The sequence below is a fragment of the Paenibacillus polysaccharolyticus genome (assembly GCF_900102085.1).
Taxonomy (GTDB): Bacteria; Bacillota; Bacilli; order Paenibacillales; family Paenibacillaceae; genus Paenibacillus; species Paenibacillus polysaccharolyticus.
This window is the reverse complement of the sequence record NZ_FMVM01000003.1, coordinates 273625-298260: the sequence shown is the minus strand read 5'-3', so window position 1 is coordinate 298260 and position 24636 is coordinate 273625. Positions and strand designations below refer to the sequence as shown.

22 protein-coding genes are annotated in these 24636 nt (G+C 45.2%); 18 read left to right on the top strand and 4 right to left on the bottom strand.

Annotated elements, in window-relative coordinates; all coding sequences use genetic code 11:
• Window positions 1-39: 39 nt before the first annotated feature.
• The 15 genes from BLQ13_RS06015 to BLQ13_RS05945 all read left to right on the top strand — a co-directional run bounded on the left by BLQ13_RS06015 (window position 40) and on the right by BLQ13_RS05945 (window position 18706).
• A complete protein-coding gene (locus BLQ13_RS06015; protein ID WP_244159232.1) occupies window positions 40-1041 on the top strand; it encodes an ABC transporter substrate-binding protein in 1002 nt (333 codons plus the stop codon).
• A 70-nt stretch (window positions 1042-1111) separates the two neighbouring features.
• Window positions 1112-2149: an NAD(P)/FAD-dependent oxidoreductase gene (locus BLQ13_RS06010; protein ID WP_090917078.1), complete on the top strand. Its 1038-nt coding sequence runs from the start codon at window positions 1112-1114 to the stop codon at window positions 2147-2149.
• 237 nt (window positions 2150-2386) lie between these two features.
• A complete protein-coding gene (gene purT, locus BLQ13_RS06005) occupies window positions 2387-3574 on the top strand; it encodes a formate-dependent phosphoribosylglycinamide formyltransferase (RefSeq protein ID WP_090917076.1) in 1188 nt (395 codons plus the stop codon).
• Window positions 3564-4022 carry a GNAT family N-acetyltransferase gene (locus BLQ13_RS06000; protein ID WP_090917074.1) on the top strand — a complete coding sequence of 153 codons (459 nt, stop codon included), beginning with the start codon at window positions 3564-3566 and terminating at the stop codon, window positions 4020-4022. The genes purT and BLQ13_RS06000 overlap by 11 nt, the downstream gene beginning before the upstream one ends.
• A gap of 289 nt (window positions 4023-4311) precedes the next feature.
• The gene (locus BLQ13_RS05995; RefSeq protein WP_244159231.1) at window positions 4312-5040 is read left to right on the top strand and encodes a CAP domain-containing protein; all 729 of its coding nucleotides are present in this window, start codon (window positions 4312-4314) and stop codon (window positions 5038-5040) included.
• A 240-nt stretch (window positions 5041-5280) separates the two neighbouring features.
• On the top strand, window positions 5281-6156 hold the full coding sequence (locus BLQ13_RS05990) for a GDSL-type esterase/lipase family protein (RefSeq protein WP_090917070.1): 876 nt from the start codon (window positions 5281-5283) through the stop codon (window positions 6154-6156).
• Window positions 6157-7122 carry an ABC transporter ATP-binding protein gene (locus BLQ13_RS05985; RefSeq protein WP_090917068.1) on the top strand — a complete coding sequence of 322 codons (966 nt, stop codon included), beginning with the start codon at window positions 6157-6159 and terminating at the stop codon, window positions 7120-7122. It begins immediately after the preceding gene.
• Window positions 7115-8104, top strand: a complete 990-nt coding sequence (locus BLQ13_RS05980; protein ID WP_090917066.1) for an ABC transporter permease — start codon at window positions 7115-7117, stop codon at window positions 8102-8104. Before BLQ13_RS05985 ends, BLQ13_RS05980 begins: the two co-directional genes overlap by 8 nt.
• Window positions 8105-8180: 76 nt before the next feature.
• Window positions 8181-10160, top strand: coding sequence for a DNA topoisomerase IV subunit B (gene parE / locus BLQ13_RS05975; protein WP_090917064.1), 1980 nt, complete (start codon window positions 8181-8183; stop codon window positions 10158-10160).
• A 12-nt stretch (window positions 10161-10172) separates the two neighbouring features.
• Window positions 10173-12635: a DNA gyrase subunit A gene (gyrA, locus tag BLQ13_RS05970; RefSeq protein WP_090917062.1), complete on the top strand. Its 2463-nt coding sequence runs from the start codon at window positions 10173-10175 to the stop codon at window positions 12633-12635.
• 225 nt (window positions 12636-12860) lie between these two features.
• A complete protein-coding gene (locus tag BLQ13_RS05965; protein WP_090917060.1) occupies window positions 12861-13307 on the top strand; it encodes a MarR family winged helix-turn-helix transcriptional regulator in 447 nt (148 codons plus the stop codon).
• 281 nt (window positions 13308-13588) lie between these two features.
• Complete coding sequence (locus BLQ13_RS05960) at window positions 13589-13906, top strand: ArsR/SmtB family transcription factor (protein ID WP_090917058.1); 318 nt, start codon at window positions 13589-13591, stop codon at window positions 13904-13906.
• Window positions 13899-16379, top strand: a complete 2481-nt coding sequence (locus tag BLQ13_RS05955) for an FAD-dependent oxidoreductase (protein ID WP_090917056.1) — start codon at window positions 13899-13901, stop codon at window positions 16377-16379. The genes BLQ13_RS05960 and BLQ13_RS05955 overlap by 8 nt, the downstream gene beginning before the upstream one ends.
• A gap of 366 nt (window positions 16380-16745) precedes the next feature.
• On the top strand, window positions 16746-17192 hold the full coding sequence (locus tag BLQ13_RS05950) for a MarR family winged helix-turn-helix transcriptional regulator (protein ID WP_090917054.1): 447 nt from the start codon (window positions 16746-16748) through the stop codon (window positions 17190-17192).
• Window positions 17189-18706, top strand: a complete 1518-nt coding sequence (locus BLQ13_RS05945) for a DHA2 family efflux MFS transporter permease subunit (protein WP_090917052.1) — start codon at window positions 17189-17191, stop codon at window positions 18704-18706. Before BLQ13_RS05950 ends, BLQ13_RS05945 begins: the two co-directional genes overlap by 4 nt.
• Window positions 18707-18847: 141 nt before the next feature.
• Here BLQ13_RS05945 and BLQ13_RS05940 read toward each other — a convergent pair whose 3' ends face one another.
• From BLQ13_RS05940 to BLQ13_RS05930, 3 genes are all read right to left on the bottom strand, one after another.
• Complete coding sequence (locus tag BLQ13_RS05940; protein ID WP_090917050.1) at window positions 18848-19204, bottom strand: MGMT family protein; 357 nt, start codon at window positions 19202-19204, stop codon at window positions 18848-18850.
• A 166-nt stretch (window positions 19205-19370) separates the two neighbouring features.
• Window positions 19371-20102 carry an RluA family pseudouridine synthase gene (locus BLQ13_RS05935; RefSeq protein ID WP_090917048.1) on the bottom strand — a complete coding sequence of 244 codons (732 nt, stop codon included), beginning with the start codon at window positions 20100-20102 and terminating at the stop codon, window positions 19371-19373.
• Between the two features lie 2 nt (window positions 20103-20104).
• Entirely contained in the window at window positions 20105-20968 is an 864-nt protein-coding gene (locus BLQ13_RS05930) for a class I SAM-dependent methyltransferase (protein ID WP_090917045.1), read from the bottom strand.
• A 257-nt stretch (window positions 20969-21225) separates the two neighbouring features.
• Here BLQ13_RS05930 and BLQ13_RS05925 point away from each other — a divergent pair, with 257 nt between their 5' ends.
• From BLQ13_RS05925 to BLQ13_RS05915, 3 genes are read left to right on the top strand one after another with little or no spacing between them, the layout of a single operon-like run.
• The gene (locus BLQ13_RS05925; RefSeq protein WP_090917043.1) at window positions 21226-21678 is read left to right on the top strand and encodes a flavodoxin; all 453 of its coding nucleotides are present in this window, start codon (window positions 21226-21228) and stop codon (window positions 21676-21678) included.
• Window positions 21627-22490, top strand: a complete 864-nt coding sequence (locus tag BLQ13_RS05920; protein ID WP_244159230.1) for a hypothetical protein — start codon at window positions 21627-21629, stop codon at window positions 22488-22490. Before BLQ13_RS05925 ends, BLQ13_RS05920 begins: the two co-directional genes overlap by 52 nt.
• 45 nt (window positions 22491-22535) lie before the next feature.
• Window positions 22536-23102, top strand: coding sequence for a nitroreductase family protein (locus BLQ13_RS05915; protein ID WP_090917039.1), 567 nt, complete (start codon window positions 22536-22538; stop codon window positions 23100-23102).
• A 63-nt stretch (window positions 23103-23165) separates the two neighbouring features.
• On the opposite strand, the gene BLQ13_RS05910 is transcribed toward BLQ13_RS05915, so the two are convergent.
• Window positions 23166-24623, bottom strand: a complete 1458-nt coding sequence (locus BLQ13_RS05910) for a 4-hydroxyphenylacetate 3-hydroxylase family protein (RefSeq protein ID WP_090917037.1) — start codon at window positions 24621-24623, stop codon at window positions 23166-23168.
• Window positions 24624-24636: the final 13 nt, after the last annotated feature.

Genomic DNA, 24636 nt, shown 5'->3' with positions numbered 1-24636 from the left:
CTTATCATATCTTTTCATATATTAGGAGGTACATAAGAAGTGAAGTCAAAATGGTGGGTTATTACAGGTGTTATGTTAATGGTGTTATTACTGGGTGCATGTGGGAAGGCTGCTGGGCCCGACACTTCTGCTTCTGGAGAGAGTGAAAAAAGCTCATCCAGCGCCGCAACGAATACAACGAATGACAAAGGTGAAGTGAAAGTCGTTCAGACCGAGATGGGCGAAATCACGATTCCCAAGTCTCCTAAGCGTGTGGTTGGGTTATCTGTTGTATATCCAGAGCTGTTATATTCACTCGGTATTGTTCCGGTAGCTGTTCAAAATTATCATGAGGACTTCCCTAAGTATTTGCAGGAGCCTTTCAAAAATACAATGAAGATGGGGATTGCGAAAACACCCAATTTTGAAGCGATCCTGGAGGCGAATCCGGACTTGATCATAGCACCTGCATGGTGGTCGAAGAAGGATTACGATCAGCTTTCAAGTATTGCACCGACGGTGCTTCTGCCAGAGCGTGAAGAATGGCCTGAAGAACTACAGGATATCGCTGCGGTATTTGGCAAGGAAACAGAGGCCAAACAGGTTTTGGAAGATCTTAAGCAACATGAAAAAGAAGGAGCAGACAAGTTGCACAGCCTCATCGGTGATGAAACGGTGTTATATGCGCGAGTGATGGAGAAAGAGATTGTTTTGAATGGTCCCAATCTTTCTCGGGGTGCTTTTGTCCACAAACGGTTGGGTTTAAAACCTGTGAGCAATTTTCCAAAAGATGAAACCGGACTGTCCATTTCGATGGAAGTATTGCCAGAATACGATGCAGATCACCTGATTATCCAGCTTGATGATGAGGAAAATCCGGAAATTCAGAAGAAATATAAAGACATGATGAGTACATCCATTTGGAAAAACCTTAAGGCTGTTAAAAACAATCATGTGTATCTCGTAGGCGGCAAAGAGTGGTTCAATCTTGGAATGGCACCGATGTCAGATAATTATGCAATCGATGATCTTGTAGCTGCTTTTGAAGAGAAAAACAAATAAACATCTGGAAATGGCTTCGATACCTTGTGGTTAATATGAGCGGTGAACATAAGATAGGAGGTGTTAAGTCATGCATGATCAGGATATTTTTGATGTAACGATTATTGGCGGCGGTCCAGCTGGAATGTATGCGGCTTTTTATGCAGGCATGCGTGAAATGAAAGTGAAGCTGATTGAAGGAAAGGATCAGTTAGGTGGTTTTCTGCACACGTATTCTGATAAAACGATATGGGATGTGGGCGGACTACCCCCAATGAAATGTGCCAAGCTGATCGACTGGCTTGTTCAGCAAGCGGGTACTTTCGAACCGAATCTGGTGTTCGGCCAGAGTGTTGATGCAATAACCCAGCAGGACGATGGAGTAATTGCATTACACACACTTACAGGTGAAGTGCATTATACGAGGAGTGTTATAGTTGCCATTGGCAGGGGCATCGCCGAGGTGCAGAAGCTTGAACTGGACAGTGCACATCATTATGAACGGAGTAACTTGCATTATACGGTACAGAATCTGAACTATTTTGCTGGAAAAAAAGTATTAATCTCGGGCGGTGGCAATAGCGCTGTGGATTGGGCACTTGAACTTGCAGACTTGGCTGACACGGTAACCGTAGTTCATAGACAGGATGCTTTCCGTGCATTGGAGCATAATGTGAAACAGATGAAAAGCAGGACGAAGGTACTCACACCCTTTAAAATTGATCGCTTGTATGGCAATGGAGAATGTATACACCAAGTTGCCATATCCAATGTGGCTACAGGTGAAAACATAGACCTGGAAGTCGATGAGATCATCGTAAGCCATGGTTATACGAGTCAAGCAAGCAATCTTGCCCGCTGCGGTCTGGATATGGATGAAGGGATGATTGCCATGAACCAACGGGGTGAAACCAATATACCTGGTATTTTTACAGCAGGAGACTGTGCGATACGCGAAGGTAAAGTGCGTTTGATCGCAGGAGCTTTTAATGACGCGATTGTTGCGGTCAACAGTGCCAAAACATACGTTGAACCAACGGCAGCTGGAATGGCCTACGTTTCGTCCCATAATGAACTGTTTCGGGAGAAAAATCGTGATTTGGAGAAAAGTGACTCATTAAAAGGATAAATTATAATAAAGGAAAATTAGGTTGTATGTTTCTTTAATTTTTATATCCTTAAAAATGGGAGGAATGGAAAGAGTATCGAATCCGAGAATGTAATTTGTAAAATTTGATCGAAAAAACACAAAAAATCTTGTAAAATTCACAAGAAAAATAGGGAGTACTCTTGCAATCTTTAACCAAAACCCCGAAAATAGAGAGACAGATATAGAAGATTTCTCTTTGGGAGGATTGGAAAGAACATGTGGGGTGCTCCTTTTTCGGCTCAAGCCAAAAAAATGCTGCTGCTAGGCAGCGGAGAATTGGGTAAAGAGGTCGTGATTGAGGCTGCACGTCTCGGTGTGGAAACGATCGCTGTTGATCGTTATGAGAACGCACCGGCCATGCAGGTCGCACATCGATCTTACTGCATCGACATGTTAAATGGTGATGCATTGAAACAATTGATCCGTAAGGAACAACCGCATTACATCGTACCTGAGATTGAAGCCATTGCTACTGAAGCATTGCTGGAACTTGAGGAAGAAGGCTTTTGTGTCGTGCCAACGGCCCGTGCCGCTCGTTTGACTATGGATCGCGAAGGCATTCGTCGTCTTGCGGCCGAACAATTGAATCTCCCTACAGCCGCTTATCTCTTTGCGGATAGTTTAGAACAGTTGCAAGAGGCTGTTCGTGAACTAGGTACACCTTGTGTTATCAAACCATTGATGAGTTCATCTGGTAAAGGCCAGAGTGTATGCCGTGTACCGGATGACGCAGCAAACTGCTGGGACATAGCTCTTTCGGGAGCGAGAGGCAAGTCTGTTCGTGTTATCGTGGAAAGCTTTGTGAAGTTTGAGAGTGAGATTACGCTACTTACCGTCAGATCGGCATCAGGCACTGTATTTTGTCCGCCGATCGGTCATATTCAAAAAGATGGGGATTATGTCGAATCATGGCAACCTCATGTGATGACATCGGAGCAATGGAAGCAAGCTTGTCACATCGCAAAAACGGTTACGGATGAGCTCGGCGGGTACGGCCTTTTTGGCGTTGAACTCTTTCTCACAGCTGATGGAGTGGTATTTAGTGAAATCTCGCCACGTCCACATGATACAGGTATGGTCACGATGGTTACACAGGATAATTCAGAGTTCGCGCTTCACGTGCGTGCCATTCTTGGATTTCCCGTCACAGAAGTACATTTGCTGACACCAGGAGCCTCAGCCACGCTGAAGGCCGATGTCGAAACATCTGATTTCACCATAGGTGGAATTGAAGATGCACTTGCATTACCTCGTACTCAGGTTCGTGTGTTTGGCAAACCTGAAACGAAACAAGGACGCCGAATGGCTGTAGCCCTTAGTGCTGGAACAGATGTGGAAGAAGCTCGTAAAACAGCGGTTCAAGCCGCAAATATGCTGAAAGTGGAGGTAAATCATGTCCAATAATGTGGAGGCCCCTGTACTGATGATCCGAGAATGTGAACTGCGAGATGCTGAAGCGGTGACAGGATTGATGCGAGAGGTCAGCTATCCGACAACAACCAATGTAATGAAAGAACGCATTGAAGGTTTGGAGAGCAATCCGAACGCGTGCATGCTCGTTGCCGAAGTGGATGAACAGATTATTGGTGTGATTGGCTTGCAATGTGTTCAAAGTCATGCCTATCCGGAACCTGCTGCCCAGATTACTTCATTGATCGTAGGTCAGGAACATCGCGGTAGCGGAATTGGTCGCCGTTTAATGGCTCGTGCTGAAGACTGGGGCAAAAAGCAAGGTGGTAAGCAATTGTTTGTCACTGGGGCGAATCGTGAAGTAACTTCAACGACGTATTCCTTCTATGAGCATATTGGCTTCCAGAAAAAAGGCTATCGTTTCAGTAAAGTTCTTTTATAATAGATGAAACGGCATTCAGCAAGTGAAAACTTGACTGAGTGCCTTTTTTTTATATGGTGTGTACATCATTTTATTGAAAAGACCCACAAGGAACTTCGTTTTTGTGACGTATAAGGCCGGGTGTATAGCCTACATATATAAACTGTCCAAGGTTGTTTTGAAACAATCAATAATGACAAAAAAGTCATTTTTCCAGTATTTACGGGTTCACAATCTCCTAATGAATTGATATACTCCTAGAGTAGACATTACAAAGTTGTAATAATTAATTCTAAGGAGATGAATGAATTTGAAGAAGAACTGGATGAAAAAAGTTGTGACAGGCAGTCTGACAGCTGCACTCGCCGTAGGGATTATGCTTCCTGCCTCCGCGTCTGCTGCAGATTCAACATATAAAGCAACGACGGTTACAACGTATAAAGTGGTCAATGCGGATAGCTTGAAAGCTTATATTGAGCAATGGCTGAAACAAAACGGATACAAAGTCTCGGAAGGTCAAACAGCTGAGCAACCAACAACGCAGCCTGTAACCAAGCCTGAACAACCAAGCACACCTGCTAAACCAGTACAAGAAGAAAAACCAGCTACGACCACACCAGCTAAAGATTCTTCAAGCACAGGTAATAACGGTGGTACACAAAGCACACAATCCGATTTTGCTACACAAGTGGTGAAACTTGTGAACGCTGAACGTGCCAAAGCAGGTCTTGGTGCACTGACATCCGACGCTCTTTTGGACAAGGTCGCTATGGCAAAAGTAAAAGATATGAGCAACAACAACTATTTTGATCATCAGTCCCCAACGTACGGTTCTCCGTTTGACATGATGAAACAGTTCGGAGTAACGTACAGCTACGCTGGTGAAAATATCGCTAAAGGGCAAAAAACACCTCAGGAAGTTGTAACAGCCTGGATGAACAGTGCGGGTCACCGTGCAAACATCCTGAGCAAAAACTTTACGCAAATTGGTGTAGGCTACTATAACGGATATTGGGCTCAAGAGTTTATCGGTAAATAAGAGTTGGAAATGAATAATATATAACTTATTTTATAATAAAAGAAGTCATATGTGCACATAGCCGAAAAGCTGTGTGTACTATGGCTTTTTTCCATTTTTTGAGTTGAGAAATGATCTGCTTTCCGAATATAACAGCAAAATTTGCAAATTAACGACAGAAGACTTATGTTATTTAGAATAAGCAATATCTTGATGTGAAAGCCATTATAAATTATTTGTAACTGACTGGAGATGTGATGGATGAAAAAGAACAAAAATCTTGATTCAGCGCCTTGGATCTGGAGAAGTGTAAGCACGATATCCATAGTAGCAACACTGCTATTGATATTTGGATTTGCTTACGCCATAAAAGATGTTATTTTTCCGCAAGGGGATTCAACGTTAAATGAGGGACAGAAGGCTGCGGCTCCAGCTAAAGATGCTCAAAATAGGGGCAATAAAGCGATTGTAGAAGACGGCAAAATCCGAATGGCTGTCATTGGCGATTCCCTTGCAAGAGGAACGGGGGATGATGAAGGACTTGGATTTGTTAGACGGGCGGCTAATCTGCTCAAAGATGAGGGTCATGATGTACAGGTACTTAACAATCTGGGTGTAAACGGTCTGCGAACAGATGCGTTGTTAAAAAAGCTGGATGAACAAGGGGTTCAATATGTTTTGCAACAATCCAACTTTATTTTACTCTCTATCGGTGCGAATGACCTGTTTCAAGGTGGACAGGTTCTTCAAGGTGAAGACCCGCCAACAGCCGAGAAACTGGCTGCCGCCTTGCCGGAGACATCCAAACGTCTACAGGAAATTTTGAAGAAAGTGAAAGAAATCAATCCTAATGCTCAGATTGCATATATCGGATTATATAATCCGTTTGGTAATGTGAAGGAACTGGAGAAGCCGGGCAACGCAGTTGTTGCGGCCTGGAATGATGCGGCGATGTCCATCTTGAACAATGAAGATAACATGACACTTGTGCCAACCTTTGATCTGTTTGAGAATCATCTGGACGAGTATCTTTCATCTGATCACTTCCATCCGAATGGACAAGGTTATCAGCAGATGGCCGTTCGCATTGCACAGGAATATAAAGGGAATAAACCGGCAGAAGGGAGCGCGAAATAAATGGCAGAGAAGCAGTATGATTCCGTCTTGTCCGTACAACACCTAAAGAAAAAAATTGGACGGAAATGGATTATTAAAGACGTCACTTTTGATGTCAAACCTGGTGAAATTTTCGGTTTTTTGGGGCCGAATGGTGCGGGGAAAACGACAACGATTCGTATGCTGGTTGATCTGATTAAACCTACAGAAGGAAAAATTTCGGTCTGTGGATACGACGTGAATCGTGATCCCGAACGAGCGCTCAAATATGTTGGTTCCATCGTGGAAAATCCTGAGGTATATACATATTTGACAGGGTGGGAAAACCTGGAGCACTTTGCCCGGATGCAACCAGGCGTTGATCATGACCGTATTCATGAAGTGGTCAATATTGTGCGTCTGGATCAACGTATTCATGATAAAGTTAGAACCTATTCACTGGGTATGCGCCAGCGGCTCGGAATTGCCCAGGCATTACTTGGAAGACCACGGTTGTTGATTCTGGATGAACCAACGAATGGACTTGATCCCAAAGGGATTAAGGAGTTACGTGAATTTATCAAACAGCTTGCCAGTGAGGGGATGGCAGTGTTCGTCAGCAGTCACTTGTTAAGTGAAATTCAACTTCTCTGTGATCGGGTAGCCATAATCAGTACCGGCCGTGTGCTTGCAGTTGGTGGTGTGAATGAACTGATCGAAGACCATTCGAAGGTGGCGATATGGCATCTTACACCTTTTGATGCAGGCCGTCAGCTTTTACTTGATAAGGGGATTACGCTGGTTAGCCGCCCCGGTGATGTCATGGATGATACAATTGTTGCAGGGCTCGGTGCGAATGCTGTTGTTGCCGAGATGCATGAAGAACGGATACCGGAGCTGGTACAGCAGATGGTTGAAGCAGGCATTCAGGTTGAGGGCGTACAACGGATTCAGCCTACACTTGAGCAACTATTCTTAAAAATGACAGAAGGTGAATCCATTGAATAATATCATGCCGCTCATTCGTAATGAGACCATTAAAATGGTCAAGAAGAAACGCCTTTATATTATTTTTATCGTTCTGGCCATCCTTGTTCCGATGTTCACGTATGCACAGATGAAATCGGCTCAGAATAACCAAGACAAGTTCGGTGGTGACTGGAGGCTTGAATTACAACAAGCGATTACGGATAATCAGAACTCACTAGGCAGTGATCGGGTTCCCGAGGAATACAAAAAGTATAGAACCGTCTATATCCAGCAGATGCAATACTATCTGGAAAATAACATTAATCCCAAAGAACCAGGCGGTGTGACGTTTACAAGGGAATTTATGAACAATGCCGTTGGATTGTTTATCCCGCTTTTGATTATGGCAATCGCTTCAGACCTGGTGTCAGGAGAACGGACAACAGGCACGATCAAAATGTTGCTGACTCGCCCCGTTAGACGGTGGAAAGTGCTTCTAAGCAAACTGATCACATTGATCATGTTTGTTTCGATCATCGTCGTTTCTGCTTATGTGATCTGTTACGGGATATCCGGGGCCGTTTTTGGTTACAAAGGTTTCGGCATGCCTGTCTTCACTGGATTCAAAGTGGTTGGCACCGAAGTGGATATGTCTGCCGTACATGCGGTAAGTCAATGGCAGTACATGCTCATGCAAGCAGGTTTGATCTGGTTTGTAAGTATCATCGTGGCTATGCTGGCGTTTATGGTATCGGTTCTTGTTCGCAGTACAGCGGCAAGTATCGTAATTATGATGGCTGCGCTGATCGCTGGAACGATTCTAACCAATATGGCAGCTTCGTGGGAAACAGCGAAGTATTTGTTTATGGTGAACCTGGAACTGCCTGATTATTTGTCTGGCGGATTGCCACCAATTGAAGGCATGAACCTTGGATTTTCCCTTATTGTGCTTAGTGTTTGGGGCGTTGCATCACTCATTGTATCATTCCTTGTCTTTACGAAACGGGATATCTTGAATTAAAATGGACAAGGATAAGAAAACATCTGTTTGCATTTCAGGCATTTTTGTAGTTTCAAGTTAAGAAGGGGGAGCATGAATGGTCGAGCAAATCGATATGTCGGCAGGTTCGACAGGCGGAGGACAGGGCGCCTCGGGCTACGACGCGGACGACATTCAAGTACTTGAAGGACTGGTAGCGGTTCGGAAAAGGCCGGGGATGTACATCGGCAGCACCAGTACTTCAGGTCTACATCATTTGGTATGGGAGATCGTAGACAACGCTGTCGATGAGCACCTAGCCAAATTCTGCTCCAAAATCGATATCACGCTGCACAAGGACGGTTCTATTACAGTTCAGGATAACGGAAGGGGAATTCCGACAGGTATACATAAAACAGGGATTCCCACTCCCCAGGTCGTGTTTACGATTTTGCACGCAGGCGGTAAGTTCGGTGGATCAGGATATAAAAAATCAGGTGGTCTGCACGGTGTAGGGGCTTCGGTCACCAACGCATTGTCAGAGTGGCTTGAAGTCGAAATTTTCCGTGATGGTAAGATCCATCGTCAACGTTTTGAATATTGGCAGGACAAAAAAGGCGTCGAACATGTAGGAGAACCCGTGACTGGTCTTGAAGTATTGGGTAATACCAATCGCACAGGCACCAAAGTTACGTTTAAACCGGATATTCGCGTTTTTCAGAATGGAATTCAGTTGAATTATGATACACTGGCAGAACGCCTTCAGGAGATTGCTTTCCTGAACTCGGGTCTGAAAATTGTGCTTAAGGACGAACGTTCAGGCAACCAAGATGAGTATATGTACGAGGGCGGCGCGAGCCAGTTTGTTGAGTTTTTGAACGAAAATAAAGATGTACTTCATGACGTTATACACTTCTACGCAGATAAGGACGATATCGAGGTAGAAGTGGCAATCCAGTATAATGCGGGTTATACAGAAACACTTGCTTCCTTTGTCAATTCGATCCCGACCCGTGGTGGAGGAACGCATGAGACCGGATTCAGGGCAGCCTATACCCGTGTAATGAACGACTACGCTCGGCGTACCAGCATGATCAAGGAAAAAGATAAAAATCTGGAAGGTAATGATCTGCGTGAAGGCATGATGGCGGTAATTAGCGTCAAAATGTCTGAAGTGGAATTTGTCGGTCAGACCAAAGATCAGCTCGGAAGTGCTTCTGCTCGAAGTGCAGTTGATTCAGTGGTCTCCGAAAATATTCAACGTTTTCTGGAAGAGAACCCGCAGGTTGCACAGACCTTGATTCGCAAAGCAGTGCAGGCGTCCAAAGCGAGAGAAGCCGCGCGGAAAGCCCGTGACGAGATGCGAACAGGGAAAAAGCGCAGTGAAAGTTCTAACTTGAATGGCAAGCTGACGCCTGCGCAATCGAAAGATTTTACACGCAATGAATTGTTTATTGTGGAAGGTGACTCTGCAGGTGGTTCAGCCAAGCAAGGACGGGATTCTAAAATACAGGCGATTCTGCCGTTAAAGGGAAAACCGTTGAATCCGGAAAAATCGAAGCTTGCGGATATTCTGAAAAATGAAGAGTATCGTGCAATTACAGCAGCAATAGGCGCAGGAATCGGAACGGAGTTTGCCGTAGAGGACAGCAATTATTCCAAAATCATTATCATGACGGATGCAGATACGGATGGCGCACATATCCAGGTGTTGCTACTTACGTTCTTTTACCGTTACATGAAACCGTTAATTGATGCAGGGAAAGTATATATTGCGCAACCACCTTTATATAAACTCACTCGTAAATCCGGTAAAATGGCAACGGTAAGATATGCCTGGACGGACGAAGAACTTGCGAATTATATGAAAGAGTTCGGAAATAATGTCGAATTACAGCGTTATAAAGGACTTGGTGAGATGAACCCGGATCAACTGTGGGAAACAACGATGAACCCGGAGACACGCGCTATGCTAAAAGTGGAGATTGTGGATGCAGCCAAAGCAGAGCGTCGTGTATCTACATTGATGGGTGATAAAGTGGATCCACGCAAACGCTGGATTGTAGAGAATGTCGACTTTACAGAGTACGAAGAATAGAAGGTGCTTGGAATGAGTCTATCAGAACAATTTATGCCGGCCTTTCTTGAAGAGGTCGTTGGTGACCGTTTTGGTCGCTACTCCAAATATATTATTCAGGATCGAGCGATTCCCGATGTGCGGGATGGATTAAAGCCAGTACAGCGGCGTATTCTTTACGCCATGTACGACTCGGGCAATACACCGGAGAAGCCATATCGTAAATCTGCCAAAACGGTAGGAGACGTTATGGGTAATTATCACCCTCATGGTGACTCCTCGATCTATGAAGGTATGGTACGAATGGCACAGCCATGGAAAATGGGCCATATGCTTGTAGACGGACACGGTAACTGGGGCTCACAAGACGATGATCCGGCTGCAGCTATGCGTTATACAGAGGCTCGTTTGTCATCTATTGCAATGGAGATGCTTCGTGATATTGAGAAACGCACCGTGTTGTTTAAAGATAATTTTGATAATACAGCCAAGGAACCGGTTGTGTTACCTTCCCGTTATCCCAACCTGCTGGTCAATGGGGTAAGCGGAATCTCTTCCGGTTTTGCAACCGAGATTCCACCGCATAATTTGCGTGAAACGATCGATGCTTGTATTGCTGTAATGGAGAAACCATCCATTGAACTGGACGAGATCATGATGTTCATCAAGGGCCCTGATTTTCCAACAGGCGGCTTAATTATGGGCGGCGACGGTATCCTGGATGCATATCGTACAGGTAAAGGACGAATCTACATACGTTCCAAAACCGAGATCGAAAATATGCGTGGCGGCAAGCAGCAGATCGTTATTACGGAGATTCCTTATCAGGTGGTTAAATCCCGTCTTGTTACGGCGATGGAAAATATCCGCCTGGAGAAAAAGGTTGAAGGTATCGCAGAAGTTCGGGATGAAAGTGGACGCGAAGGATTACGGATTGTTGTTGAGCTGAAAAAAGATGCGGATGCACAAGGGATTTTGGCTTATTTGCTGAAAAAAACCGACCTGCAAGTCACATACAACTTCAATATGGTCGCGATTGTGAACAAAGCGCCGCAGCAACTTGGTCTAAAAGCGATTCTGGAAGCTTATATTGCCCACCAACGCGAAGTAGTAACTTTCCGAACCAAGTATGAGCTGGAGAAAGCGGAAGACCGTGCTCATGTCCTGGAGGGGCTGGTGAAAGCCCTTAACATTTTGGATGAAGTAATCGCAGCGATTAAAGCTTCGAAGAATCGTCAGGATGCTCAAAACAATCTGATCTGGATGTTTGGGTTCACGGAACGTCAAGCGGATTCTATTCTCACCTTGCAATTGTATCGTTTGACGAATCTGGAGATTAATTCGCTGCAAAAAGAGCTGGATGATCTCATGAAGAAAATTTCACAGCTACGCTCGATTCTCGATAGTGATCGGAAGCTGATCGGGGTCATTCGTAAAGAACTGCTGGAGATCAAAGAGAAATACGGAATTGAGCGCCGCTCCGCCATTCAGGGTGAAGTAGAGGAACTTAAGGTTAATCTCGAAGTATTGGTCAACGCAGAAGATGTATTTGTGACATTGTCCAAAGAAGGATATGTTAAACGTTCGAGCATGCAGTCCTTCACACGTTCTGGCGGTGAGCGAAGTGCTAGCGGTGTAAAAGAAGGAGATTATATCTCCCAGGTGCTTGAAGTAAATACATTGGAGAATTTGCTTGTCTTCACACAAAAAGGGCAATATTTCCTCCTGCCTGTGCATCAAGTGCCGGAGTTTAAGTGGAAAGATCCGGGTACCGCCATCGTTAATGTAATTCCTCTGGCGAAGGATGATCGGATCACCAGTGTACTGGCGATCAAATCGTTCGAGGAACCAGATCACAGTCTGGTATTTGTAACCCGCAAGGGACAGGTCAAACGAACTGAACTTAAGGAATACATTACAAAGCGCTCGGGTGCCGTAGCGGCATGCAAGGTTGCTAAGGATGATGAAGTGCTGTCCGTACATCTAAGTACGGGCGGGAAAGATATCATGCTGATTACCAAAGAAGCGATGGCGATTCGTTTCCGTGAAGATGAAGTGAATCCAATGGGACGAGTCTCTGGTGGTGTTCGTGGTATTCAATTGAAAGATACGGATGAAGTAGTCTCAGTGTTATGGGTAGAGGGAGATGAGGGAGAGGTAGCTGTATTGAGTGACCTCGGTTATGGTAAACGATCCTTGCTTCTGGACTATGCCCCGCAGAGCCGTGGTGGTAAAGGCGTGGTTACCTTTGAATTCAAGGAAGGTAAACGTGTTAAACCGAATGGTAGCCGTATTGCAGGTGCATTCTACTGTAAAGAGCAACGTCAGTTGACGGTGATGACCAAAGAGGGACAAGCCCATACGATCTCATCCGAGAGCGTTCCACTTACAGAACGTAAACACATCGGTAAATTACTTGTTCCTGTGGACAAACAGGACGAAATTACCGAGCTGATTCAGGATTTTAATGAGAATCAACCGGGGACAACCTCCTAAAAAAGATAAAAGACTCTTCGCTGGCAGTGCTGATTCTGTCGGGTGAAGAGTCTTTTTTTGTTGTTCTTGGGCGGATGAGAAGTGCATCATCAAGCGAAGTTTAACAACCTTCGTCGATTACAGTCGATCGCTGGGAAATTGAAAAAATGCAGCAGGAATGCGGCTTTGAAGCGCGAAAACTTAAGCAAATGAAATGATTATCCGTTGCAGGAGGAGTGATGTTCGATGTATAATTCCGATTTTGCTAAATGCTGGTCCAGATTAACCAAAGATTATAAACTGCATATGGATCAGGAATTAGCCCCTTCGTTAACAGAGGCACAGCTTGCGGTACTTGAGGTGCTCGAAGATCATGCAAAGATGAAACCATCTGATTTGATTCCATTTCTTGCGACAACACCTGCTGCAGTAACGATGTTATTGGATCGAATGGAGAAAAATGGCCTCATATGCAGAGTTCGTGATGATCAGGACAGGCGGATTGTGTGGGTTTCATTATCCGATAAGGGCAGAATGGAAACCACGCGCGGTATCACGATCCGCAATGAGTTTATGAATTCCGTACTGAGCAACATCTCGATGCACAATCAACAATTGCTTGTATATCTGCTTGGGAAAATGACTGCACCCAAAACGAATGCGAAAGAGCCTGCCTTAACGAGTTCAGGTTAAACGAGCAAAATCTGATCGTGAAATGAGTGTAGTAAATAATCTGATGATGTTAAAAAACAAAACGAATAATGCAATGATCATAAATAAGCATACTTCTGGTCATTAGGGCCAGGTGTATGCTTTTGTCTTTTTATTTTGTCTTGTTTATTTGAAACTTTCTTATGTACAGCCAATAAGACTGAAACTAAATTCGTTATTGAGTATGATTTGTAAAGAATACACATTGACAATTAAATCACTATATCGTAATATTACGTTATAACGTTTGAGGAGGAATCATTTTGGAGTTGCCTGCGTTCGATCGGAATCAATTAAAACAGTTTGACGAGCCAGCAGAGTTTCTTAAAGCGCTGTCTCATCCCGTACGTTTATGTATCGTTCGTGGTTTGATGCGCAAAAAAAAATGTAATGTTTCATATATGCAGGAATGTCTGGATCTCCCGCAGTCGACGGTGTCACAGCATCTGCAGAAGCTTCGCAGTGCGGGTATTGTTGCTACAGAGCGAAATGGCCTTGAAGTCAATTACGTACTGGCTGACTCACGCGCGGAGCAGTTAGTCATGATTTTATTTAAAGAGGATGGTTGCGAAGATGAATAAACCTAAAAAAGTGTTAATCGTGGGGGGCGTAGCAGGCGGTGCATCTGCTGCTGCACGCCTCCGTCGTCTAGACGAACATGCCGAGATTATTATGTTTGAAAAAGGCCCATATATCTCATTTGCCAATTGCGGATTGCCTTATTACATTGGAGGTACGATTGAAGAACGGGGGCGACTGCTCGTACAGACACCGAAGGGTATGGAGGATCGTTTCAATATCGATGTTCGTACACAAAGTGAGGTTATCGCTGTTGATCCAAGTAAACGAACCGTGCAGGTACGTAGTGCCGAGCGTGGTTTATACGAGGAAAACTATGATGAATTAATTTTGTCACCTGGTGCTCGTCCACTTGTGCCCGATCTGCCCGGCAAAGAGAATCCATTGATATATACCGTGAGGAACATTCCTGATATTGATCGAATCAAAGAACAGATAAGTTCTGATAACAACCGTACTTCGATTGTCATTGGCGGTGGGTTTATCGGTGTAGAGATGGCTGAAAATTTGAAAGAAGCTGGACTGGATGTAACTTTGATTGAGGGGAATGATCAGCTGTTAACCCCGTTTGATCCGGAATTGGCAGCTATGCTAGCTCAAGAGATGGAGCAAAATGGAGTAAATCTTTTATTTTCACAGCGGGTTCAAGGCTTCCGTACGTTAGATCAAGGTATTGGTGTGGAATTGTCCGATGGCAAAATATTATCTGCAGATATGGTCATTCTGGCCATTGGGGTTATACCCGACACCTCATTTTTGCAGGACAGTGGCGTAGCACTCGGTTCGCGTGGACACATCATAGTCAATGACAAAATGGAGAGCAGTGTTCCGCATATTTATGCCGTGGGCGATGCCATCGAAGTGAAGGATTACATTCATGGCACACAGACAGCAATTCCCCTTGCCGGTCCTGCCAACAAACAGGGACGGATCGTAGCGGATCAGATTGCCGGTCTTCCCACCACCTATAAAGGCACTCAGGGTACATCGATTATCAAAGTGTTTGGTATGACAGGAGCATCTACGGGCACTAATGAAAAAACGCTGAAACGAATGCAGAAAGACTATCGAAGTGTTATCGTACACCCTGCATCTCATGCTTCCTATTATCCTGGTTCTAGTGCAGTTACGTTGAAATTACTCTTTGCTCCGGATGGGAAGATTCTAGGTGCACAAGCTGTTGGTTATGAAGGTGTGGACAAACGAATTGATGATATTGCAGTGGCGATTCACTTCGGGGGAAATGTACGAGATCTTACGGAACTGGAACTCAGTTATGCACCGCCATACTCTTCTGCAAAAGACCCGGTTAATATGGTCGGATATGCTGCCGAGAACATCTTGGGCGAACGAGTGCATTCCTACACGTATGATCAACTTGCAGAACGTGACGCTGCCCAGTCCGTATTAGTGGATGTTCGGAGTGATCTGGAACACCGTAACGGTAACATTCCCGGGTCTCTATCCATTCCGGTGGATGAGCTTCGTCAGCGGCTTGGAGAGCTGGATGTAACCAAAGAAATCTGGGTTTATTGTCAGGTTGGACTTCGTGGTTATACCGCTACACAAATTCTACGTCAGCATGGCTATCAGGTGAAGAATTTAAGCGGGGGTTACAAGACGTATCGTCAGGCACAATTCAAACCTGCAGGCGTAGAACCCCAAAAAGAGCAAGGGAGAATTTTGATGAATGGGAATGCAAATGAAAACAAAGGATCAGGAGAAGATGCATCTAGGGAGCTCCATATTGATAATGAACTGAATGTATGTGGTTTGAGTTGCCCTGGCCCGCTAATCGAGGTTAAACAAAAAATGGATCAGTTGGCAGACGGACAGACCCTACGGGTCAAAGCTTCAGATCCAGGATTTTATGAGGATGTGAAGGCTTGGGCAACCATGTCGGGGTCTGACGTACTCAAGCTGGAGCGGGATAAGGGCGGGGTAATCGAGGCCGTTCTGGCCAAGAATACTTCGCCTGTCACAAGCGGTTCAATGCAACTTGAAAAAGCAAGTACAATGGTCGTATTTAGTGGTGAACTCGATAAGGCCATCGCCTCCTTCATTATTGCTAATGGAGCAGCAGCCAGCGGGCGTAAAGTAACGATGTTTTTCACCTTCTGGGGTTTGAATATCATTCGAAAACAAGAGATGCAACGAGCACCGGTCAAAACAGGCATGGCCCGTATGTTTGACTTCATGTTACCAAGCAACAGCCTGAAGCTGGGACTCTCCAGGATGAATATGTTTGGTGCAGGACCGAAAATGATCCGAGGGTTAATGAAAAAAAATAACGTAGCTTCGCTGGAACAACTCATGCAATCGGCTATCGCTCAAGGGGTTGAGATCGTAGCTTGTCAGATGTCGATGGATCTGATGGGCATACAACGTGAGGAATTGATCGATCAGGCTGTCATTGGCGGTGTGGGTTATTATCTCGGACAAGCGGATCATGCAAATCATAATTTGTTTATCTAGAGCGTGTATATTAATCAAAAGCTAAAACTGATCTTATGTTCAAACTTATTAACCGTATCCAACCTCTATTTCACCTAAAGTGGAATGGAGGTTTTTTTATTTTACATGATGACAAGAACATCAACATCGAAGGTCTAGACTACGGTGCATAATCTTATCACTGAGGGAAAAGCTACAACCAAACTGATTAGCTGCTATTGGGCTTGCTTATATAATGTATATATCAAATATAATATGTCTTAATATTATTTTCTTGAAATCATATGTAAAGAGTTGACTATGTAAATATTTTTGTTATAATAAGTAATTGTTCCCCTGATATTTCGTGTACGAAATATTATATTCCATAAGTAAAAGGGTGAAACAATGACGGATACGTACGAGGTATTTTACATTATCAACTCATTTCGACAAGTGAATCAGATGCTTTTCCGGGCATTCTGGAATGAAAACAAGGAGATCGAGCTCACTTCGATCCAGTTTATGGTGTTATCCATCCTTAAGGAGCGACCTGCACTTGGCATTAACGAGATTGCTGATCTGTGCCATATGGGTAGTAGTTCGATGAGCGCTGTAGTAGAACGTCTCGTGAAAGGCGAGTACATCGTACGGACACGATCTGATGCAGATCGCCGTTCTGTGGTACTACAGATTACAGCCAAAGGGGAAAAGGCTCAACAGGAGACACAACAGCTCTGGATGGAGCGTGTATCACCTATACTGGATATTTCGAAGGAAGATCTAGAGCACCTGCTTCGCATTCATAGTCTGATGATTGAAAAGTTACAAGGAAGAGAGATGAACAACTTATGAGCACAACAACTGCTACAGCTCCGTCCTCTGCGATGGACAACATCAAGAAAGGCCCCATTGTAGCGGCCTTGTTAATTGGTGCCTTTGTGGCATTTTTGAACCAGACCCTGATGAACGTGGCTCTTCCTAAAATTATGGAGGATCTCGGCATCGGGCCGAACAAAGCCCAGTGGCTTACGACGGGTTACATGCTTGTCAACGGGGTGTTAATCCCGGTTACGGCATACTTGATTGCCAAATTTTCAACACGGCAAATTTTCATAACAGCTATGACCTTATTTACGATCGGTACGCTAGTCTGCGGACTAAGTCCGAACTTCTCGATTCTTATGGTCGGCCGTGTTATTCAAGCTGCAGGTGCCGGTATTCTGATGCCGCTGATGACCGTTGTATTTCTGACGATTTTCCCGATTGAGAAGCGTGGACAGGCGATGGGTACGATGGGGATCGCGATGATCCTCGCACCAGCGATTGGGCCTACGTTATCCGGTTATATCGTCGAGCACTATTCCTGGAGATTGTTATTCTACATCATTCTGCCATTCTCCGTGATCGCGACAGCGATTGGTATTGCTTTTGTCAAAAACGTAACACGTCAATCCAAGCCGAAACTGGACTCTGTTGGCGTAATTCTATCCACACTTGGATTCGGTAGCTTGCTGTATGGTTTCAGTGATGCGGGTACAGACGGATGGGGAAGTGCTGTTGTCATCAGCTGCCTCGTCGTTGGCGCTATTTCCCTGATTCTGTTCGTTATTCGTCAGTTGACGACGGATCATCCGCTTTTGGAGTTCCGCATTTTCAAATACAACATGTATACCTTAACAACCATTATTAATATGCTTGTTACGATGGCGATGTTTGCAGGCATGATCTTGCTCCCAATCTTTCTGCAAAATATCCGTGGGTTCTCACCGATTGAATCCGGCTTGCTCATGATGCCAGGTGCCATCCTAATGGGAATTATGTCTCCGATTACAGGTCGCATCTTCGATAAAGTCGGTGCACGCTGGCTCTCCGTTACGGGTCTGGCTATTACAGCGGTTACCACATGGGGACTCAGCCGTTTGGCCATTGACACCACGTATGGATATATGATGTTTATCTACACTGCTCGTATGTTTGGTATGTCGATGCTGATGATGCCGATTCAGACGGCTGGTCTGAATCAGTTGCCTCAACGACTTAATGCTCATGGTACAGCGATGTCGAACACACTGCGTACAGTGGCAGGTGCGATTGGTACAGCGATTCTCGTAACGATCATGAGTAGCAAGCTCAAGTCGCATCTGGCGGAAACGATGGCTACGGGTACAATTGACCCGAACAATAAAACAGCGGTGCTGGCTGCTACAGCAGATGCAACCATCTATGGTGTCAACTATGCCTTTACGGTAGCCACCTTTATGACAATTGCAGCGCTGATTATGGCTTTCTTCATTCAGAAAACCAAACCAGCTACCGAGCCGGTAAACGCAGAGAAAGAAAAAGCCAAAAAAGTAGCAACAGCTTAAAATTAGACTTGAAATCTATAACGAATAAATAAGAAAAGAGAACTCTCAGGCTGCCAGTAGGACACATCTTCTACGGCAACGAGAGTTCTCTTTTTTTGTTTTACAGATGACATATCACTAAGCAAACGAAAGAATATACTGTCATTCATTTTCATCTTTAATTGAAGTCACATCATGCAGTAACCAATCTGGATCAGGTTCATAACCGAAACGTTGGAGATCAATGCTCCCATCCAGCTGGAATTCCACACCTTCACTGACAAGCTCGGTTTCCTGCATCATCCGTGATTCTTCATCGGTTATGGCAATTTGTCCTTTCGCATTGACGACCCGATGCCAGGGTAAGCGTTCCTTCCGGCTCATAGAGTGCAGAATACGAACGACCTGTCTTGCCGCCCTTGGGCTCCCAGCGCAGGCTGCAATCTGTCCGTACGTCATTACCTTTCCTTCAGGGATCGCAGCAATAATGGCGACAACCTGCTGTGTGAACGGGGTCATGAATATCGGCTCCTGTCTTAGAAGATTAAAATATTGAACGCAGATAGAAAGAGTTGTTATATGATTTTTCGATTAAAAAAGTGTCGCCCGGATGTAGCATCCGAACGACACGTTACAGGTGCAGAAAGCTACTGCTTCTAGTTGATCCAATCTGCTTATATGCAGTTTATATCTTCAATGTGAAAGCTTTTTCGTATATATCCAAAGGCCATTCAGCCCAAGGAAATTCTCGTGCAGGCAGGGATTGCAGCATAACTTCATCTTTGGTGACAGGATGGGGGAGTGCAGCAATGACAGACCATAACGCGATCTGTTGCCCCGGTTTGTTTATTTTGGCGCCATATTTCTGATCTCCGAATAGTGGACAGCCGGCTTCTTTCATCTGCACACGTATCTGATGGGATCGACCTGTATGAAGCTCGATATGCACAAGGCTGTAACGATCGGTTTCTCCGACGACCTCGTAGTCTAGAACCGCATCTTTACCGCCAGGCGTACCTTTGGGTACAGCGGTTACGGTGTTTGTTTTGCTGTCTTTTAGCAGCGTGTGCTTCAACGTGCCCTGACGTGCTGGCAACTTGCCATGAACAACAGCTGCATAGATTTTACGGAAATGACGTCCACGCACGGTTTCGGACAATCGGGAAGCCGCTTTGGAGGTTTTGGCAAAGATCATGGCACCTCCAACCGGGCGATCCAGACGATGCACCAGTCCCAGATATACATTGCCAGGTTTATTATAACGTTCTTTCAGATCCTGTTTGAGTAAAGTGAGCAGATCCGGATCACCGGAAGCATCTTCCTGCGTAGGGACATTCACCGGTTTTGTGATGCCTAACAGATGATTATCCTCATAAAGGATCTCGATATCTCCAGTTTTGTGCACATCATGAGACATAATCAGGACTCCCAGCGGCCCAAAATACCGCAAGGCAGATCGAGACCGCTGCGTGTAATCGGCAATCCGATTTCTCCGGCAGTAATCTCTCCACCATATTTGGCAGACATCGTCATCGTCAGCATGTTTCGTAATACCGTTGAAGAGATACCTGTGGTATAAGAGTTCACCAGCATAAACAACGGATTATCCGAAAGAATCGTCATACAGGATTTCAGGAAAGGATAGAGGTTTTCCTCCAGTTTCCATGTTTCACCGTTCGGGCCACGTCCATAAGAAGGAGGGTCCATAATAATCGCATCGTATTTGTTACCACGGCGCTGCTCGCGCTGTACAAATTTGAACACATCATCGGTGATGAAACGAACAGGTCGATCAGCAAGTCCGGACAATTGCACATTTTCTTTCGCCCATTGGACCATACCTTTCGCTGCATCACAGTGTACAACAGAAGCGCCAGCGTAAGCCGCTGCTACGGTTGCTCCGCCGGTGTAGGCGAATAGATTCAAGACAGAGATGGGGCGTCCTGCATTCGAAATTTTATCCATCATCCAGCTCCAGTTGGCAGCTTGTTCGGGGAACAATCCGGTGTGTTTGAAGCTTGTCGGTTTAATATGGAATTTCAGGTTTTCATATCCAATCGTCCAGCGTTCAGGAATGGGCTTTTTCATATCCCAGTTTCCGCCGCCAGAAGAGCTGCGGTGATAGTGACCGTGAGCTTGGCGCCATTCATGGGTTTCTTGTTCAAGCGGCCAGATAATCTGTGGATCAGGTCTGCGCAAGATGACATCTCCCCAGCGCTCCAGCTTCTCGCCGCCTCCCGTATCGATTACTTCATAGTCTTTCCAGTTCTTAGCTACGTACATAGTGGTTTATCCATCCTTCAAAATTCATTTGGATACTATTGTACAACAAAAAAGGGGCTGTACGCCAGTTAGCCTCAGGGGATTAAGGCAATGTGCAGACGAATTTCGACATAACATAAAATGAAGATCTGAATAAAATTAATTTGACAATGATAATCATTATCACTTATGATTTTGATATTGCAATATGCAATCTATGCGAAACGTATTTTAAGGGAATTCAATCCATATAACGAAACCAAAGTGGGGGACAATAGATGGCTAAATGGTTAGTGGCGTATGCCAGTATGACAGGGAACACAGAAGAGATTGCGGAACTCATTGTGGAAGGCATTACAGCAAGTGGTTATGAAGCTGACTTGAAATCCGTAACCGACTTTAATGCCGCAGAAGTTTTGAATTATGAGGGCTTTATGATTGGTGTGTACACATGGGGAGATGGTGAACTGCCGGATGAATTTCTGGACTTCTATGAAGAACTGGATGAGCTTGATTTACATGGAAAGAGAGCGGCTGTCTTCGGAAGCGGAGATACGTCCTATGAACAATTTTGCGGAGCAGTTGATCTAACAGCGGAGAAGCTGAAGGAACGTGGGGCGGAAGTATCACCAGAGATGTTGAAAATTGAATACAGTCCGCTCGAGCAGGAAAAAGAATCATGCCGGGATTTCGGCAGACGTTTTGTTACTGCTGGTGCGGAGATATCCTGATCGAAATGTTACAGCGTGATGCCTATACAGCAAAGGCTCAGGGGAGCGATGGGCTCCCTGAACGTTTGCTTGAGGACTATAAGCTGGAAGAGATGTTGCGTAGCCCGCACCGGTTTATCCGCCCTGAACCTTCGGCTGAGCAACGTCCAGCGCTACAATGGAGACATCGTGTGCAATATGCGGTGAGTCATGCCATTAATCATTTTTACAGTGTGGACCCTGACGTACGCAAAGAAATCCCGATTCAATATGTACTCGAAAAATGGTGGCCTAGAAAAACGGACGGTTTTGATTCCGTTCTTCATTATTGGGATGTGAAGCAGAAAATGATTGATGAACTGTCACTGGCCATTGCAGCGAATGATGACTTAAAGCGGCCTGCGATCTTGTTCGAACAATGGAAAACAGAAGTACCTTCTTTACAGATATCTTTATCCGTCATCTTTCAGGCGGCTTGGCAACCGGAAGGCTGGGATGCACTGCTTGTTCAGAAATATATGGTGGTTCATGATGCCAACGTTGTGGAAGCCTTTCAACATATGGTCAGCGTGTTTTGCTGGGAAGCATTTGGCAAGTTGCCAGGTATGATTGAAATTTACTGTCTGCTGGAAGGGCGGAAGATCAGGTATATACCAGGTCGCCAATCATTACAGCGTTCGATGGATTATATCCGTCTTATTCGGGACAGTATTCCCATTGCCGAAGAGCAAGAATCAGAGCACTTTACCTCAAAGGATAAGATCCGTGTGCATGAAGAAGTGGACCGTTGGAGAACGGAAAGGACGAAGCCACAAAAAACATGGTTGATGTGACACTCGAAGCTGTTGATAGCACTTATTTCGGAGGAGGGAATACAGGTGACGACGTTATTCAGGCAAGATATCGGTAATGGAAAAAGAAGAGCAGGAACATGTGAGTTCAGCTCCATGCCTGTACCTCAAGCTGTCATAAGAAAGCTGCTGGATGAAGCTGATCCATCATTATATGTTATGAGTCCAGCGCCCTGGCGTTTTATGCTGTTTTCCGGTGAAGGGCGACAGCTCTATATGGAAGCTGTAAGACAGAGCTATCCGCCTCATCTTGCAGATTCTCACGGGAGCTGGGCTGCGTATCAATACACGGAAGCGATCCCAGCTCATTTGGTGGTGGTTGCCCCCGGCAATTCTCCAGAGGATCATGTTTTGCCTGCGAAGGCATGGAGTAAACGATTCTCTATTCTGGCTGCTGAACATGGGGTACACGCCGTCTGGAAGATGAATGATTATCAGCAACATCCCGTATTCATGAACTTGATGGGACTTACATCGAGCGAAAGGGTGCTCGGCGTATTTCACATCGGTTACGGTGAGCAGTGTGGATTACCCAGTGTGGCAACAGGTAGACCAGCTTCAGAACTCATGACGGTATATGACCATTTGGTGTGAAGGGCAACGAGCCTGACAGCTGCGTTGCCGGGGTGCGCTTACGGATATTTGATTCAGTGAATGTTACCGTGCAAGGTTTCCGAGGAACTGACGAACACGTTCTCGCTGAGAATGATCTTGAGAACTGGCTTTATATAAGCGATTTGAAACGGTAATGTTGTTACCAAAGAAAAATCGTTCAAACTGAGTCTGTCTGCCTCCAAATGAACCTGCACCAAGTTCCCAGATCAGGCGAAACAGTGCGTTTCGTTCTTTGGATTCCATGTCGGAGCCTTTGAGGTAGACGTTTAAAGAGTCAGCTGTTCCGGACTGGAAATCCTCTTCCTGTAGAACCATGATCATGCCGCTGGAACTGAGCAACTGCAATGTCTCGATCATTTCAGGATACAGTTTCGGATAGAGAAGATTGGCAGCCATAAGCGGTTTAGGCGCTGGCAGGATATATCCTCGTCCGTCCGGTATTGCGCCTGCCTCAGCAGCTAGAGCAAGTGCTTTTAAGGATTCAAGACCTGCGAGAACACGTGCAGTTTTTTCTAAAACATGCGCCTCGTTCGACAGATCAAGCGTATCGGTTAATAGTTGAATGGTGCCGAGCATAAATTCGGTTTTGGCAATATAACGACATAACACCTGATGCCCCGCATGGATATGGAAGTTACTGCCGCTGAAAAGAGTCGAAGACATCTGTTCATGACCTGCAAAAAAAATGCGGTTATGCGGCACAAGCACGTGGTCAAAGATGACGATATTGTCCATCTCCTCATATCTGGAGCTTAAGGGGTAATTGTAGTTGGATTCAGCTGCATACGTATCTCGGCAGATCAGAGTGATGCCAGGCAGATCATTAGGAACTGCAAACGAAAAAGCAAATGGATTTTCATCATCAAAAGGTGCAGGAGAAGGTGACGGATAGACAAAAATTTCATCTGAAGTAGCAGCCTGTGTGGCCATCATAAATGCACCGTTTATAATGAGTCCTTCATCAGTCCGATCAACAACCTTGGCAGCGATGGCATCTTCAGTAGCATCCATCTCTCCTGAAATTTTACTGGCATGTGGCTGAATAAAGGCATGGGATAGTGTGATGTCATGATCACGACAATAGGCGTAGTAATTTCTCAGATTTTCAGCATATTGTGGGGAAAGATCGTTCAACAAGTCGGCAGCGGTAAAAAACGCCATCATCGCTGTGTTCATGTAATCGGGTGAGCGTCCCAGAAAACCGTGATGAGTCTGAGCCCATATCGTCATCGCTTCACGGCGTTTGCGGAGATCGTTGACGCTGGTTGGAGGCAGGAAGGACATTCCTACAGGCTTTCCATCGGTAGGAGAAGGATACGTCATAAGTTCTGTAAGCTGAGGGTCATACTGCAGGTCATACATATTCATTTGAGTTTTCATCAAACCGGAGAAGGCGATGTGCTCGGAGCGTTTAGCAGTAAGCAGTTCTCCTTTATACCAGCAGGGTACGGTCTGGGCGTTAATTCGTTCACAATACTGCATGCCGGTTTTAGCGGGCATAGTTCTTCACCTC

What these genes read in the sequence shown, in the direction of transcription:
- BLQ13_RS06000 (WP_090917074.1), top strand. Translation starts at nt 3,564, where the DNA reads ATGTCCAATAATGTGGAGGCCCCTGTACTGATGATCCGAGAATGTGAA.
- parE (WP_090917064.1), top strand. Translation starts at nt 8,181, where the DNA reads ATGGTCGAGCAAATCGATATGTCGGCAGGTTCGACAGGCGGAGGACAG.
- BLQ13_RS05950 (WP_090917054.1), top strand. Translation starts at nt 16,746, where the DNA reads ATGACGGATACGTACGAGGTATTTTACATTATCAACTCATTTCGACAA.
- BLQ13_RS05985 (WP_090917068.1), top strand. Translation starts at nt 6,157, where the DNA reads ATGGCAGAGAAGCAGTATGATTCCGTCTTGTCCGTACAACACCTAAAG.
- BLQ13_RS05930 (WP_090917045.1), bottom strand. Translation starts at nt 20,968, where the DNA reads ATGTACGTAGCTAAGAACTGGAAAGACTATGAAGTAATCGATACGGGA.
- BLQ13_RS05910 (WP_090917037.1), bottom strand. Translation starts at nt 24,623, where the DNA reads ATGCCCGCTAAAACCGGCATGCAGTATTGTGAACGAATTAACGCCCAG.
- BLQ13_RS06010 (WP_090917078.1), top strand. Translation starts at nt 1,112, where the DNA reads ATGCATGATCAGGATATTTTTGATGTAACGATTATTGGCGGCGGTCCA.
- purT (WP_090917076.1), top strand. Translation starts at nt 2,387, where the DNA reads ATGTGGGGTGCTCCTTTTTCGGCTCAAGCCAAAAAAATGCTGCTGCTA.
- BLQ13_RS05955 (WP_090917056.1), top strand. Translation starts at nt 13,899, where the DNA reads ATGAATAAACCTAAAAAAGTGTTAATCGTGGGGGGCGTAGCAGGCGGT.
- BLQ13_RS05925 (WP_090917043.1), top strand. Translation starts at nt 21,226, where the DNA reads ATGGCTAAATGGTTAGTGGCGTATGCCAGTATGACAGGGAACACAGAA.
- BLQ13_RS05945 (WP_090917052.1), top strand. Translation starts at nt 17,189, where the DNA reads ATGAGCACAACAACTGCTACAGCTCCGTCCTCTGCGATGGACAACATC.
- BLQ13_RS05990 (WP_090917070.1), top strand. Translation starts at nt 5,281, where the DNA reads ATGAAAAAGAACAAAAATCTTGATTCAGCGCCTTGGATCTGGAGAAGT.
- BLQ13_RS05940 (WP_090917050.1), bottom strand. Translation starts at nt 19,204, where the DNA reads ATGACCCCGTTCACACAGCAGGTTGTCGCCATTATTGCTGCGATCCCT.
- BLQ13_RS05965 (WP_090917060.1), top strand. Translation starts at nt 12,861, where the DNA reads ATGTATAATTCCGATTTTGCTAAATGCTGGTCCAGATTAACCAAAGAT.
- BLQ13_RS05920 (WP_244159230.1), top strand. Translation starts at nt 21,627, where the DNA reads ATGCCGGGATTTCGGCAGACGTTTTGTTACTGCTGGTGCGGAGATATC.
- BLQ13_RS05935 (WP_090917048.1), bottom strand. Translation starts at nt 20,102, where the DNA reads ATGTCTCATGATGTGCACAAAACTGGAGATATCGAGATCCTTTATGAG.
- gyrA (WP_090917062.1), top strand. Translation starts at nt 10,173, where the DNA reads ATGAGTCTATCAGAACAATTTATGCCGGCCTTTCTTGAAGAGGTCGTT.